This is a genomic window from Aquimarina sp. I32.4 (assembly GCF_002924285.1).
In the GTDB taxonomy this organism is placed as follows: Bacteria; Bacteroidota; Bacteroidia; order Flavobacteriales; family Flavobacteriaceae; genus Aquimarina.
In genome coordinates this window covers 13,138-28,829 of sequence record NZ_PGUB01000017.1, presented here as the reverse complement: position 1 = coordinate 28,829, position 15,692 = coordinate 13,138, and the positions used below count along the sequence as shown (strand labels likewise).

Sequence of the window (15,692 nt, the reverse complement as noted above, 5' to 3'; positions counted from 1 at the left end):
CATGCTTTTGTTTAAGATAAAAAGATGGAGTATATAGAGGAATAACATTTTTAGAGAAGGCATTTTAGTAAGCGCTATATAGTAGAATTTTACTACATTTGGTTACTTAACATCAACTTACATACATGATCACACATATCAAGGGGAGGCTTGTAGAAAAAAATCCAACTGATGTCGTAATAGATTGTAATGGGGTAGGGTATTTATTACATATCTCGTTACATACATTTTCTTTAATTTCTGGAGAAGAAGTATTACAACTATATACGCATTTACAGGTTAAAGAAGATTCCCATACCTTATTTGGTTTTGTAGAAAAATCTGAAAGAGAGATTTTTAGGCTTTTAATTTCAGTTTCTGGAATAGGAGCTAGTACAGCAAGAACAATGTTGTCTTCTTTACATCCTGATCAGGTAAAAGAAGCGATAGCTACCAATGATGTAGCTACCATCCAATCAATTAAAGGTATTGGGGTCAAAACAGCCCAGCGTGTTATCATTGATCTAAAAGATAAAATTCTTAAAGTGTATAATATCGACGAAGTTTCAGTGTCTCAAAGCAATACTAACAAAGATGAAGCGTTATCTGCTTTAGAAACTCTCGGATTTAATAGAAAGATTGCAGAAAAAGCTATTGACCGAGTTCTAAAAGTAACCCCCAAAGAAACAGTAGAAAATATTATTAAACAAGCACTGAAAAATTTATAAAGCATTGAGTTTGTCTAATCACTTTCGTTTTGATTTTTTTAGAATATTAGTATGTTTCACGATACTTTACGGTGGGGTTTTACACGGTCAAGAGAATGAAACTGTTCGAGATTCTACAAGTACCACCTTTTCTTGGGGGCAACTCTCATTGCCAGACCCAAACAGTATTGTAACCAAATATGAATATGACCCAATAACAAACAGGTATATTTATAGAGAGATGCTAGGTGATTTTAATGTAAGATATCCACTCTTTTTAACACCATCAGAATATGTAGCGATGGTAGAAGCAGAACAGCAAAAAGCTTATTTTAAAGAAAAGATGGAAGCTTTTAGTGGTAAAAAAGATGGAAGTGAAGAAAAAAGGAAGAATTTACTTCCTATTTTTTATGTCAATTCTAACTTTTTTGAATCTATTTTTGGAGGAAGTGAAATAGAAATTGTACCACAAGGTTCTGTAGAAATGGATCTAGGACTATTATATACCAAGCAAGATAACCCTGCTTTTTCACCAAGAAACCGAAGTAATTTTACATTTGATTTTGATCAGAGAATAAGCTTAAGTCTACTTGGGAAAATAGGAACAAGGCTTAAGATAACAGCAAATTATGATACAGAAGCTACTTTTGATTTTCAAGATCAATTAAAGCTAGAATACACTCCAACAGAAGACGATATCATTCAAAGTATAGAAGTAGGTAATGTGAGTATGCCTCTTAATAGTTCTTTGATACAAGGAGCGCAAAGCTTATTTGGAGTTAAAATGGGATTACAGTTTGGTAAGACAACAGTAACAGGAGTATATTCAGAACAGCGATCAGAAACAAGATCAGTTAATGTAGAAGGAGGCGGTACAGTAGAGGATTTTGAACTCTTTGCGTCAAACTACGATGAGAATAGACACTTCTTTTTATCACATTATTTTAGAGATACGTATAATGCTTCATTAAAAAATTATCCTTTTATTAATAATAGAGGAATTCAGATTACAAGAATAGAAGTATGGGTAACCAATAGAGCAACAAGTGCTCAAACACTTACAAATGCACGTAATATTGTAGCGCTTCAAGATATAGGAGAAGCTCCTAATACAGGTAATTTTACAATTCCAGCTTCTTTGTTTAATACAACAGACTCGAAAGCATTTCCTAAAAATGAAAATAATGACCTAGATCCAACAGAAATTGGACCTGGAGGTCCGATCACAGAAGCAATAAGACAAGTATCAACTGTGCAGCAAGGTTTTATTGGTCCTATAGCAGGATTTAACGAGGGGTTTGATTATGCAATCTTAGAAAATGCAAGAAAATTAAATGAGAGTGAATATACGATTAACCAAGAACTAGGATATATATCACTAAATCAACGATTGAATAATGATGAAGTTCTGGGGGTAGCATTTCAGTATACCGTTGGAGGAGATGTTTTTCAAGTAGGTGAATTTGCAAATGGAGGAGTTGATGCTACTATTGGGAATACAGTAGGAAATACAAATGTAGATGTAGGAGCAAGTCAAAGTTTGATCGTGAAAATGATTAAAAGCCCTATCACTAATGTGGATTTGCCAATATGGGACTTGATGATGAAAAATATCTACAGTACAGGTGCATTTAGATTAGAACAAAGTGATTTTAGGTTAAATATATTATATGTAGACCCTTCGCCTGTAAATTATATTACTACAGCAGAAGGTTCCTCAGTAGCATTACCAGCAGATGTAGAGCAAACAACCTTATTAAAAGTGTTTAATCTTGATCGTCTTAATCCTAATGGAGACCCCGTGCAAGGAGGGGATGGTTTTTTTGATTATGTACCTCCTATTACAGTGGACTCGCAAAACGGAAGAATTATATTTACCACAGTAGAGCCTTTTGGAGAACATCTTTTTGATAAGCTAGATAATGGGCCAGCTGGAGCAAATTATAGTGATCCAGGCACTTATAATGCCAATCAAGCAAAATACGTGTTTCAAGACCTATATAATCAAACCAAAGTTGTAGCAGAGCAAAGATCAGCAGATAAAAATAAGTTCCAGTTAAAAGGACGTTATAAATCATCAGGACAAGATGGGATTCCTTTGGGAGCATTCAATGTGCCTCAAGGATCAGTAACCGTTACTGCAGGAGGTAGAGTACTGCAAGAAGGAGTTGATTATACAGTAAACTATCAATTAGGGCGAGTGAGTATTTTGGATGATGCTTTATTATCATCAAATACACCTATACAAGTCTCTACAGAGAATAATGCTGTGTTTGGTCAGCAAACCAAAAGATTTACAGGAGTTAATATTGAGCACAAGTTTAGTGATGATTTTATAGTAGGTGGGACTTTTTTGAATCTGAATGAAAGACCAATAACTCAAAAATCTAACTACAGTTTTGAGCCAATTAATAATACGATATTAGGGTTTAATGTAGCCTATGCGACCGAAGTTCCTCTCTTAACCAGAATGGCGAATAAATTACCTAATATAGATACAGATGTGCCGTCTAATGTATCTATTAGAGCAGAGGGAGCATATCTTATTGCAGGAGCACCCAAAGGAGCAGATTTTGATGGAAAAGTAACTACTTATATAGATGATTTTGAAGGAGCGCAAACAAGAATCGATGTGAGCTCACCTCTTTCTTGGGAGCTTTCTAGTGTTCCTATAGGGTTTGGAGATCCTGATAATCCTGCTAGTGATAATATGATCGAAGGATTGAAGTCAGGGTATAGGAGAGGAAAACTAGCCTGGTATTCTATAGACCCTATTTTTTATAGTAACGGGAGACCAAGCGGAATTACAGAACAAGATTTGGCTTCTAATGCTACCAGAAGAGTATTTATTAGTGAGGTTTTTCCTGATACAGATATTGTACAAGGCCAATCACTAGCGTTGTTTACATTGGATTTAAATTATGATCCTACAACAAGAGGACCTTATAATTTTAATCCATTACATGCACCAGGGTCTAACCAGTCACAACCTGATCCCAAAAGTAATTTTGCAGGAATAACAAGGCAATTGACATCTACAAATTTTGAGCAATCAAATGTTGAATTCGTAGAATTCTGGTTAATGGATCCTTTTGAATATGATGATATTGACAATCCAGGTGGAACGATTGTTATGAATCTTGGTAATATAAGTGAAGATGTATTGAGGGATGGTAGAAAACAATACGAGAATGGATTACCAGACGGAACAGGACAAAATGAAAATGTCGTAGAGACAGAGTATGCAACAGTACCAGCAAATCAATCTTTGATTTATGCTTTTGATTCAGAGGGTCAAGCAAGAGTTCAACAAGATGCAGGTTTTGATGGTCTAGGGGATGCAGATGAAAAACAAAAATTCCCAAATTTCCAGTCATTGGATGATCCTTCAGGAGATAATTATAGATATTTTCTTCAGGCAGATGGAGATGTTTTGCAAAGGTATGCTGATTATAACGGTACAGAAGGAAATTCACCTACTAGTGTGTCTAATACAGATAGAGGAAATACTACATTTCCTACAGCAGAAGATGTAAACAGGGATAATACAATGAATACTATTAATAGTTATTTTGAGTATGAGATTCCTGTTTTTAAAGGCATGGGTGTTGGTAATGATGGAGGAACAGGTTATATCTCTGATGTTAGAGATATACCTATAGAAGTTTCGGGACAAGAAATAAGAACTAAATGGGTTCGGTTTAAGATACCTATCTATGACCCAGATAAGTCAATAAATATTAGTGACTTTAGGTCGATACGATTTATGAGAATGTATCTTACTGATTTCTCTCAGCCTGTGTTATTACGATTTGCTAATATGGATTTGGTGCGTGGTGATTACAGAAGGTATGTTGTAGAAGGTAATCAAACCAATGACCCAACTAGTGGTATCAATGTATTTGGTGATAGTGAGGTAGTAGTAACTTCTGTAAGTGAAGAAGAAACCCCAAACTATAATACGCCACCAGGAGTTGTGAGAGAGCAATTAAATAATAACAACAATATTATTAGAGAAGATGAACGTTCTCTTGCCCTTACTGTAAATGATCTTCAATCAGAAGATTCTCGTGGAGTATATAAGAATTTTAATGTTGATATGCGTCAATATGAAAATCTAGAATTGTTTTTGCATGCCGAACCAATACCAAACGGAACTCTGAATGATGGAGAACTTACCGCTTTTGTAAGAATGGGTAATGATTTTACAAATAATTTTTATCAAGTAGAAATACCATTACAAGTCTCTGATCTGAATAATAGCAATAGAGATCATGTTTGGCCAGTTGCAAATAAACTTAACTTGGACTTAAGTTTATTACAAAAAATTAAATCGGCAGTTTTAGGAGCCTCTAATTTTGACGCTAATACCTTGGTATTTTTTGATGCTAATGGAGAAAATCCAGATGCTAATCCATCTGCAAATTTGACGCCAGGAAGATTAAGGTTAGGAATCAAAGGTAATCCTAATTTTGGAGACATACGAGTGATGATGATAGGTGTCAAAAATGAGAGTACTACGAATCAATCTGGAACAGTTTGGTTTAATGAGATGCGTCTTAGCGATTTAAAAAATAGAGGAGGATGGGCTGCTGTAGGTAGTTTGGATGCTAATGTTGCAGATTTTGCAAACGTTAGTGCGTCAGGAAGGATCAGTACTATTGGATTTGGAGGTATAGAACAAGGACCAAATGAACGTAGTAGAGAAGATATTAAGCAATATGATTTGACTACCAATGTAAATTTAGGACAATTATTACCTAAAAAATGGGGGGTTCAAGTACCATTTAATTACAGTAGAGGAGAGGAATTGATTACCCCACAATTTGACCCCGAATTTCAAGATTTAGAACTTCAGGATCGCTTGGATAATATAGCAGATCCTAGAGAGAAAGAGCGAGTAGAAAAGCAATCAACCGATTATACAAAAAGACAAAGTTTTAATGTGATAGGGTTGCGTAAGGAACGAACAGGGGATAAAAAACCGATGCCTTATGATGTAGAGAATTTTACATTTTCTGGAACCTATAATCAAACAGATCATCGTGATTTTGAAATAGAAAAATCATTGGATCAAACTGTAAGACTTGGAGGAACATATGATTTTAGTTTTCAGCCTAAGGAGATCGAACCATTTAAGAAGGTGAAATTCTTAGGAAAAAGTAAGTATTTTGATTTGGTTAAAGATTTCAACGTCAATCTTCTTCCTACAAGTGTTTCTGTAAATTCTAATATTAATAGACGATATAATGAGCAAGTATTTAGAGATATTACATTAGATGAAGGAAGTATCTTACCAGTATTGTACCAACGTAATTTTCTGTATGATTGGCAATATGGGATAAATTATAATTTGACCAAGTCATTGAACTTTGCTTTTACATCTGCTAATAATCGTATTGTCAAAAACTTTATTGATGAAAACAATAATGTCGATAATACAATAGACATATGGAGTGGTTTCTTTGATATAGGAGATCCTAATACACATAGTCAGCAATTACAGGTTAATTATGAGGTTCCTTTTAAGAAAGTACCTGTATTAAAATTTATGAGAGCTACTTATTCTTATAATGCAGATTTTCAGTGGATAAAAGGTAGTGAGGCTTTGAAAACCTTAGAAGGTATTCCTGATCTAGGAAACTCTGTGCAGAATGCAAATGTTCATACACTCAATGGGTCGTTGGATATGAATACATTGTATAAATATGTAGGGTTGACCAAAATAAAACCAGGAAGAAAGAAAGGTAAAAACAAAGGTAAAAACAAAGGTGTAAAAGAAACAAAAGGAGTGGCAGGAGTGCAACCCAAAAATGACGCTAAGAATAAAAAGAAAAGAGGTAAGAGTAAATTAAGCGCAGGAGATAAAGCGTATAATACACTTATTGGCTTGGTTACAGCGGTAAAAAAGGTAAATGTAAATTATCAACAAGATAGCGGGATTTTTCTGCCAGGGTATCTTAGAGAACCAGGTTTTGTAGGGACATTAAAACCTACTTTAGGGTTTACCTTTGGAAGCCAGTCAGATATTAGACATCTTGCTGCACGTAACGGATGGCTTACTTTGTATGATGAGTTTAATCAACAATATCAGGAAGTAGTAGGAAAACAACTTAATGTACAAGCTACCGTAGGATTACTCAAAGATCTTAAGATAGATATTAGTGCAACAAGAAATTCCTCTGAGACATATACAGAAAATTATAATGTAAATACAGATGGCTTTGGGAATATAAATGTAAACGATCCATATAAATCTCTTTCAGGAAATACCTTTGGTAATTTTACCATATCAACATTACTTATAAAAACAGCATTTAAGAAAAGTGATATGTTTTCGTCAGAAGCTTTTGATAAGTTTAGAGAGAACAGGCTTACTGTAGCAAGACGTTTAGCTATTGATAACGGAAAAAACCCTAATGATACAGATCAGGATGGTTTTCCTATTGGATATGGTAAAACAAATCAGGCAGTATTATTACCAGCCTTTTTAGCGGCGTATTCTGGAGGAAATGCAGAAAAGGTTCAAAAAGGAGCATTTAGAGATATTCCTTTGCCAAATTGGGATGTCAAATATACAGGGTTGATGAGAGTGAAATGGTTTAAAAAACGTTTTAAAAGATTCTCTGTAGCTCATGGATATCGTGCTAATTATACAATCAATCAGTTTCAGACCAATCTAGAATATGGTAATGATAATAATGAGTTTGATGAAGGAGGTAACTTTAAGAATCCTTTGTTGTTTGCCAATGTAAACTTAACAGAGCAGTTTAGTCCTCTTGTACGGTTGGATATGGAAATGAAAAACTCGATAAAAATTCTAGCTGAATGGAAAAAAGATAGAGCATTATCATTGAGTTTTGATAATAATTTACTTACCGAAATACAGGGTAATGAGTATATAATAGGACTTGGTTATAGGTTAAAGGATCTTACTTTTGCAACTAAGATTGGAGGAAGGAAGAAAGTGCTGAAAAGTGATCTGAATTTTAGAGCGGATTTATCTTTACGACAGAATGAAACATTAATCAGGTATCTAGACTTAGAGAACACTCAAATAACCGCAGGACAAGATATTTATGGGGTAAAATTTACCGCAGATTACTCATTAAGTAAGAACTTAACAGCATTATTCTTTTATGATCATACTTTTTCTGAATATTCTATTTCTACAGCGTTCCCACAGACGACTATACGAGGAGGATTTACATTGAGGTATAATTTTGGTAACTAAATACCTTAAGGTTCTTTAGGTTCAAAAATAGAGCAATCTTTGTAGTTGTATTGTTATTGAATTTAATGTTGGTTTACATTTGTATAAGGAGTGCTACTTTGCAATAAGGTTTTGAAGGAAATTTCTTTCTGAAAAACAATAAATTTTAAATTCAAGTAGGTTTATTTTTTTAGAAGAAAAGCTAGATAATTGTTTTTTGATAATTTTTTATCATGTTTTTCTGTAATTTAATAAAATAGATTTATTTTCGTCCTCATAATATTAACAACTCATAAAATTTTTCGAATGAATATTCCTGCAGATTTAAAGTATACGAAAGATCATGAATGGATCAAAATTGACGGTGATGTAGCTACAATTGGAATTACCGATTTTGCACAAGGCGAATTAGGTGATATCGTGTATGTAGAAGTAGAAACAGTTGGTGAAGAACTAGGAGAACAAGAAGTTTTTGGAACAGTAGAAGCTGTAAAAACTGTATCTGATTTGTTTTTGCCATTAAAAGGAGAAATTATAGAGTTTAATGAGGCTTTAGAAAGTGAGCCTGAATTGGTGAATAGCGATCCTTATGGAGCTGGATGGATGGTAAAAGTAAAGATATCTGATGTTTCTAAAGTAGCCAATCTATTACTATCTGCCGATGATTATACAGAAGTTATTGGGGCATAAATTTCTTTTGTGCCAACTTATTATCCTTACAATATTATTAACCTGGGTGTCACTAGCAAAACTTGTAACCCCAGTTGAGTTTAAAATTGAAGGGAGTGATAAGATTGGGCATTTTATTGCCTATACTGTTTTTTGTGGAGCTTGGTTTTTATTTTTGTTTTTTTCAGAAATAGTAAATAAGAGTTTAAAACAAAGCCTGCTAATGGCTTCAATCATATGTATATTGTACGGTATGCTGATGGAGTTGTTACAAGCTTCTCTTACAACGTATCGTAGCCCAGAGTGGTATGATGTAGTTGCAAACACAAGTGGAACGATTTTTGCTGCCCTTGTTATTGTGATGTTTAGAGCTACAATAATAAAATATAAGCGAAATAAGCAGAATATCAATTAGATAAAGTTTTTTTTTGATCAAAAAGAGCGAAGATAAAAGTTAAAAAAATATTTTTTTGATTTACATTTTTGTCTTTAGTTGGAAATTACAAAAGAATTTAGCTATTTTAGCAATCCTATAACGATTATAAATATGGAACCAAAGAAAAATCCAAAAGCAGATTTAACTAAAAAAAGTATCTTATTCCTTCAATTAGGACTTATTTTAGTACTTTTTATAACATGGCAAGGAATAGAGTGGAAAACCTATGAGAGAACAGCCATTGATATTGGTCAGGTTAATCTTGATGAATTGGAAGAAGAAGACGTGCCAATTACTCAGACTCTGAATACACCACCACCTCCTCCACCGCCGCCACCTGCTCCAGAGGTTATAGATGTAGTTGAGGATGAGGCTGAGGTAGAAGAAACTATTATTGATGATACTGAAACCGATCTGAAAGAAGAAATTGTAGAGGTTGAAGAGATAGAAGATACTGAAGAAGAAGAAGTAATAGCAGATGTGCCATTTGCAGTTATTGAGAATGTACCAGTTTTTCCTGGTTGTGAAGGTGCAGGAAATAATAATGCCAAGAAAAAATGTATGAGTGAGAAGGTTAAGAAATTTGTTAACCGTAAATTTAATACAGATATTGGTAGTGAACTTGGTCTTTCTGGTGTAAATAGAATATATGTACAGTTTAAGATTGATAGAAGTGGTAATATTGTAGGTGTTAAGGCAAGAGCTCCACACCCAAGATTACAAAAAGAAGCACAGAGAGTGGTAAAGTTATTGCCTAAGATGACTCCAGGGAAGCAAAGAGGAAAAGCAGTAGGAGTACTGTATTCTTTACCTATAGTTTTCCAAGTGCAGGACTAGATAAAAAATATTTCTTATATATGAGAATCCCGTTACATTTATGTAGACGGGATTCTTTTTTTGGTATGCTTGTTGATTTAGATTTTAATTGTAACGTTAAAACTAAATAGTATGAGTAACAAGCATGATGCTAATGTACGAAAAAGTGCATTGGTAAACTTTCAGATCGGACTTATAGCAAGTCTATTATTTACCTATGTAATGTTTGAGGTGTATACTGCTACGCCAGTTGTAGTAAGTAATGAACAAAGTCTTATTATTGATGAGCCTATTGCTGATTGGAGTGGGGTTTATAAGGTTTATGAGGCTCCTAAGTCAGCAGAGATTGTTGAGAAGCGATCAAAGCCAGTAGCAGACCCAGAGAAGTTTACCGTAATAGATGATCATAAGAAGATAAGCGAGGCAAGGAAAGAATTTGTAAATGATCCTGTAAGTTCAGATCCAATAGATCCCAGTTCTATTATAGATGTAGAGCCAGATGGTATTGATGAGCCAGAAGTGTTGCCATTTGTAGCTGTAGAGTATGTTCCAGTTTTTCCAGGTTGTGAAAAGCTAAAAACAAACTCAGAAAGAGCCTCTTGTTTTTCTGATAAGATTAAAAGGGTGGTTGCTAAAAAATTCAATACAGACTTAGGTGAAGATTTAGGTTTAAAAGGATTACAGCGTATTTATGTTCAGTTTGAGGTGTATAAAGACGGAACAATACAAAATATTATGGCTAGAGCTCCACACCCTTCATTAGTAAAAGAAGCTAAGAGAGTGGTTGCAAAATTTCCTAAAATGACTCCAGGTATGCAGAGAGATAGAGCAGTAACAGTTAGGTATCAGTTGCCAATTGTTTTTAAGGTGCAAAATTAAAATTAGAAAAGCCTGCTGTGTAAATCAGTAGGTTTTTTTTGTGACACCAGTTCTTCTTTGGATTTATTTAAATACGATCATAAGTTTTTTGCTTTAGAAGAGATAAAGTATGTGCTAAACTGCTTTTTGTAATGAAGCTTTGGTTATTCTTCTTTTTTGGTTAAGCTAGTGTAAATGGTTTTTAGTATCTGTGTAGAATTGATAAAGCCATCACCGTATCCTTTTGCATCATAGTTACTAGTGAGAGAAGCGTTTTTCATAATTACTTCTTCGGTATTGCCGAGTTCTATTTCTTTTTTAATTGAATTAGTAATTTCTTTTAGCATTTCTAAGAATGTTTTAAGCTCCTTTTTGTTCGACAACTTCCCATGTCTAGGTATGATTTTGGTATCTTCATTAACAATGAGTAAAGCTTTTTCTATGGCTTTTATGTATCCTTTGATGCTACCACCAGATTTTAAGTCTATATATGGATAACGACCATTAAAAAATGTGTCTCCCATGTGTAATACATTTCCGTTTACAAAATAGATAAGAGCATCCCCATCTGTATGTGCATTGTGTACGTGGAAAGCATTAATATTTTCGTTTTTAAATATAGTTGAAAATCTTCATTAAAGGTGATTACTGGTAATGAAGAAGGAGTAACGTTACCTTTTTTGTTGTTGTTGCTTTTTCATTCTTGACCTCACATTTTTTTGAGCAAAAATTGTAGCGCCATTATTAGCCATATTCTCATTGCCTCCAGTGTGGTCGCCATGAAAATGAGTGTTAATTACTGTGGTAACAGGTTGGTCACTTATCGTTTTTAAACTAGAAAGAATCTGGTTGGATAACCTTGCAAATTGATCGTCTATGATAAATAAACCTTTTTCGTTTTTGAAGATGGTAATATTACCACCTTGCCCAGTAAGCATATAAATGTTTTTGGATATTGAGTCAATAGTGATTGTTTGACTCTGTTTTTGTGCTATAGAGGCTAGGGGTAAAAGTATTATCCCAAGAAGCAGTAGTTTTTTTATATAAAAAAATTACTTTTCCTACTAATTTGATTATCAAAATGTTCTGTGAGTTGAGTGTGTGGATATGTTGTCTGGAGTGTGAGTAGTTGTTAAAAGGTGAATTATAAGTAGTTATAAGTTGTCTAAAACGCTTTTAAGGTATATCTTTGCACCACTTTTAAAAAATGCTATTTTAGAAAACGTGCAAAACTTGAGCGTGACCCAAATAAATACTTCAAAAATATCTGTAGTTCAGGATTTTAAGGAAATTACAAAAATGCGCTTGGCGTTAAGTGTTGTTTTTTCTTCTGTTGCGGGATATTTACTAGGAGTAGATACTGTTTCTTGGAGTACCCTTGTTCTTCTAGCTATAGGAGGGTATTTTATGGTTGGAGCATCCAATGCTTTTAATCAGATTATAGAACGAGATTTAGATAAATTAATGGATAGGACTAGAAATAGACCAATACCATCTGGTAGAATGACGGTAAATACAGCATTTGTTATTGCAACTATTTTTACTATTGCAGGAATATCAGTACTCTATTCAATAAACCCTAAAACAGCAATGTTTGGAGCGATTTCTATATTTTTATATGTTAGTTTATATACACCGTTAAAGACAAAAACTCCATTATCTGTTTTTGTAGGAGCAATTCCAGGAGCAATCCCTTTTATGTTAGGGTGGGTAGCTGCAACCAATGATTTTGGGATAGAGCCAGGGACATTATTTATGGTTCAGTTTTTTTGGCAATTCCCTCATTTTTGGGCTATCGGATGGTTCTTGTATGATGATTATGAAAAAGGAGGCTTTTTTATGCTTCCTACAGGGAAAAGAGATAAAGGAACAGCAGTGCAAGTTATTATTTATACAGTGTGGACAGTGGTGACATCGTTAATACCTGTATTTGGAGTCACAGGGAAACTTTATATCACGCCAGTTTCGGGAGTGATTATTTTGTTATTGGGCTTTGTTTTATTAAGATTTGCTATTAGTTTATATAAAATTAGAGACGCAAAGACAGCAAAACAATTAATGTTGATGAGTGTCTTGTATATTACATTGTTGCAGGTTATTTATGTAGCAGATAAATTTATTAGAATATGGATTTAACACAAGGGACAACAAAAGAAAAGATAGATAGAGCAAAAAAGACAATGATGTGGTTTGCTATGATTAGTATGGCAATGGTTTTTGCAGGACTTACCAGTGCTTATGTTGTAAGTAAAAGTAGAAAAGATTGGGCGACAGATCTTGTGTTTCCTAGTGCTTTTGTGTATAGTATTATAGTGATTATAGCAAGTAGTATTACATTTTATTATGTAAAAAAAGCTATAGAAAATAATAACCGTAAGTTGGCTTCTCTTTTATTGTTGTCTACACTAGCTTTAGGAATTGTGTTTGTGTTTTTGCAGTTCGAAGGTTTTGGAGATATCATACAGCAAGGGTATCATTTTACAGGGCCTACCTCTAATATTGTTTCTACATTTATGTTTGTGATTGTAGTGACTCATTTGGCACATATACTAGGTGGGATTATTGTGCTTTTAATTGTAATTTATAATCATTTTAAACAAAAATATAAAACAGGTAAAACTTTAGGATTAGAACTAGGTGCAATGTATTGGCATTTTGTTGATTTTCTGTGGGTTTATCTCTTTTTGTTCTTGTATTTTGTAAAATGATCTTTTTATATCGATGTAATTCTATAAAAGAGATTGTTTTAAAGAATAGCATTTGCAACAATTAAAAAATAAAATTGAGCAGATGAAATGATAAAATTGATTATTTTTGTGGAAAATTTAACAACACCAAATTCTTTATATGGAAACAGCTGTTACTAAAACAGGTACTGAAGATAAAATCTGGGGAGGAGGCAATGAGCCACTCAAAGTAAGTTATGGTAAGATGATGATGTGGTTTTTTATCCTTTCGGATGCACTTACATTTTCAGGTTTTCTTGCCGCATATGGATTTTCAAGATTTAAGTTTATAAACTCTTGGCCAATAGCTGATGAAGTTTTTAATCACTTTCCGTTTTTGCATGGAGTAGATGCGCCAATGTATTATGTAGCATTGATGACTTTTGTTCTTATATTCTCATCTGTAACTATGGTGTTAGCAGTAGATGCTGGTCATCAGATGAAACAGAAAAAAGTAATTCTTTATATGTTCTTAACAATTATAGGAGGATTTATTTTTGTAGGGTCACAAGCATGGGAGTGGAAGAATTTTATAAAAGGTGAATATGGAGCAGTAGAGACCAGAGGTGGACAAATATTGCAATTTGTAGATGCAGAGGGTCATAGAGTCGCGCTAAAGGATATTGCCATAGTAAATACCCATAATGAAAGAGTTCAACATGAGAATAAAAATGGGGTTTGGTATGATAAGGAAAAAGTACTTCCTGCGTTTAGCGTAGAAGAAATAAAAGCTGGTTTTTCTAAAAATAAAGATTTGTTGTTGAGAACTCAAATACTTACAGAAAAAGGAGCAAAAACTATTTTGACAAGAGAAGAATCTTTAAAGAGGTTGAATGGAGATGTCATAGGGATCGTAGAAGGTGCCAATATGGTGCATAACGAATATGGGAATCCGCTATTTGCTAACTTCTTTTTCTTTATTACTGGTTTTCACGGTTTTCACGTATTTTCAGGAGTAATAATTAATATCATCATTTTTATAAATGTAATTCTAGGAACATATGAGAAAAGAAAGAATTACGAGATGGTAGAAAAGGTTGGTTTATACTGGCACTTTGTAGATTTGGTATGGGTATTTGTATTTACATTCTTTTACCTTGTTTAATAAAAATATAGTAGATATAAAATGGCACACGATATAGCGCATCACGAATCGAATACAGGAAAAATATGGAAAGTATTTATACTGTTATCTGTTGTTACAATAGTAGAAGTTATTTTAGGTATTATAAAACCTGCATTTTTGATAGAAACTACTTTTATTAGTATGAAACTATTGAACTGGATTTTTATAATTCTTACAATTTATAAAGCATATTATATTACTTGGTCATTTATGCACATGGATGGAGAGACAAAAGGCTTGAGAAGGTCAGTTGTTTGGACAGGAATTTTTCTAATCTGTTATTTGATATTTATTCTATTGACAGAAGGAGATTATGTGTATGAAATCTTTAGAGCTGGTTATAAAAGCTGGGACTTTTAATTGCTGATATGATATAAGTTAAAAGCATTGTAAAAGGGCGGTTTTTTGAACCGTCTTTTTTATTTTTGTACCATTGTTCTGAACCAGTTCTTGTTGAGTGTAATTCAGAGATAATTTCAAATTGTTTGTTTGTCAAATGAAAAAAATTCTTGTCTTAGGAATCTTGTTTATGTTGCCGTTGGTAGCCTATTTGTTTTTTGCTTCTGGGGTACATAATTTTGCAAAACTCCCTATACTTACTGAATCAATAGGAGACCTTAAAAACTTTGAGAGCTTACACGCTAAAGAAGTTAGTTTTGATAAAAAAATTACTGTTTTAGGTTTTTTAGGAAAAGATATTTATAATAAACAAGGGAATGCGTTTAATCTAAATCAGAAGATTTATAAAAAAAACCATGGATTTAGAGACTTTCAATTTGTAATGGTTTTACCATATGGTAGTGAAGAAGAGGCAAAGAAGTTGCTGGATGAATTAGGGAATATAGCAGATGTTTCTGGTTGGAATTTTCTTTTTGGAACTCCTGAGAGTTTAAAAAGCTTATTTAAAAGCCTTAAGACCACACATGAATTAGATGCTAATCTAGCGACACAATATGTCTATATAATAGATAAAAGTAAAGGATTACGTGGTAGAGATGGTGCTCTTAAAGAAGGTGAAAAAATAGTGTATGGATATGATGCCAGTTCGGTAGCCGATTTATCAAATGTAATGGTTGATGATGTAAAAGTGGTTCTTGCAGAATACCGCCTTGCATTAAAAAAATATAAGGCAAATCGTAAAGGGGAATAAATTTTGAGAACA

Annotated in this window: 13 protein-coding genes; 11 read left to right on the top strand and 2 right to left on the bottom strand. The window is 33.4% G+C overall.

The features are described 5' to 3' along the window. The first annotated feature begins 125 nt into the window (after nt 1-125). The 6 genes from ruvA (at nt 126) to CVD18_RS05765 (ending at nt 10,699) form a co-directional block, all read left to right on the top strand. Nucleotides 126-707 carry a Holliday junction branch migration protein RuvA gene (gene ruvA, locus CVD18_RS05790; RefSeq protein ID WP_103864499.1) on the top strand — a complete coding sequence of 194 codons (582 nt, stop codon included), beginning with the start codon at nt 126-128 and terminating at the stop codon, nt 705-707. Between the two features lie 4 nt (nt 708-711). Further along, nucleotides 712-7,920, top strand: coding sequence for a cell surface protein SprA (gene sprA, locus CVD18_RS05785; RefSeq protein ID WP_369858583.1), 7,209 nt, complete (start codon nt 712-714; stop codon nt 7,918-7,920). Between the two features lie 285 nt (nt 7,921-8,205). Further along, nucleotides 8,206-8,589 (top strand): glycine cleavage system protein GcvH, encoded by a 384-nt coding sequence (gene gcvH, locus CVD18_RS05780; protein WP_103864497.1) that lies wholly within the window; start codon nt 8,206-8,208, stop codon nt 8,587-8,589. After that, a complete protein-coding gene (locus tag CVD18_RS05775; RefSeq protein WP_103864496.1) occupies nt 8,561-8,983 on the top strand; it encodes a VanZ family protein in 423 nt (140 codons plus the stop codon). The genes gcvH and CVD18_RS05775 overlap by 29 nt, the downstream gene beginning before the upstream one ends. A 132-nt stretch (nt 8,984-9,115) precedes the next feature. Next, nucleotides 9,116-9,841, top strand: a complete 726-nt coding sequence (locus CVD18_RS05770) for an energy transducer TonB (RefSeq protein ID WP_103864520.1) — start codon at nt 9,116-9,118, stop codon at nt 9,839-9,841. Nucleotides 9,842-9,952: 111 nt separating this feature from the next. After that, nucleotides 9,953-10,699 carry an energy transducer TonB gene (locus CVD18_RS05765; RefSeq protein WP_103864495.1) on the top strand — a complete coding sequence of 249 codons (747 nt, stop codon included), beginning with the start codon at nt 9,953-9,955 and terminating at the stop codon, nt 10,697-10,699. Nucleotides 10,700-10,842: 143 nt separating this feature from the next. Here CVD18_RS05765 and CVD18_RS23095 read toward each other — a convergent pair whose 3' ends face one another. After that, entirely contained in the window at nt 10,843-11,202 is a 360-nt protein-coding gene (locus tag CVD18_RS23095) for a hypothetical protein (RefSeq protein ID WP_233194482.1), read from the bottom strand. A gap of 147 nt (nt 11,203-11,349) precedes the next feature. Further along, nucleotides 11,350-11,616, bottom strand: coding sequence for an MBL fold metallo-hydrolase (locus CVD18_RS23090; RefSeq protein WP_233194481.1), 267 nt, complete (start codon nt 11,614-11,616; stop codon nt 11,350-11,352). A gap of 295 nt (nt 11,617-11,911) precedes the next feature. Between CVD18_RS23090 and cyoE the strand changes: the two genes are divergently transcribed. The 5 genes from cyoE to CVD18_RS05735 all read left to right on the top strand — a co-directional run bounded on the left by cyoE (nt 11,912) and on the right by CVD18_RS05735 (nt 15,680). Beyond that, the gene (gene cyoE, locus CVD18_RS05755; protein WP_103864519.1) at nt 11,912-12,814 is read left to right on the top strand and encodes a heme o synthase; all 903 of its coding nucleotides are present in this window, start codon (nt 11,912-11,914) and stop codon (nt 12,812-12,814) included. Further along, complete coding sequence (locus CVD18_RS05750; RefSeq protein ID WP_103864494.1) at nt 12,805-13,386, top strand: cytochrome c oxidase subunit 3; 582 nt, start codon at nt 12,805-12,807, stop codon at nt 13,384-13,386. Before cyoE ends, CVD18_RS05750 begins: the two co-directional genes overlap by 10 nt. 139 nt (nt 13,387-13,525) lie before the next feature. Then, nucleotides 13,526-14,509, top strand: coding sequence for a cytochrome c oxidase subunit 3 (locus tag CVD18_RS05745; RefSeq protein ID WP_103864493.1), 984 nt, complete (start codon nt 13,526-13,528; stop codon nt 14,507-14,509). Nucleotides 14,510-14,530: 21 nt separating this feature from the next. Further along, nucleotides 14,531-14,890, top strand: coding sequence for a cytochrome C oxidase subunit IV family protein (locus tag CVD18_RS05740; protein WP_103864492.1), 360 nt, complete (start codon nt 14,531-14,533; stop codon nt 14,888-14,890). A gap of 136 nt (nt 14,891-15,026) precedes the next feature. Further along, nucleotides 15,027-15,680, top strand: coding sequence for a hypothetical protein (locus CVD18_RS05735; protein ID WP_103864491.1), 654 nt, complete (start codon nt 15,027-15,029; stop codon nt 15,678-15,680). Nucleotides 15,681-15,692: the final 12 nt, after the last annotated feature.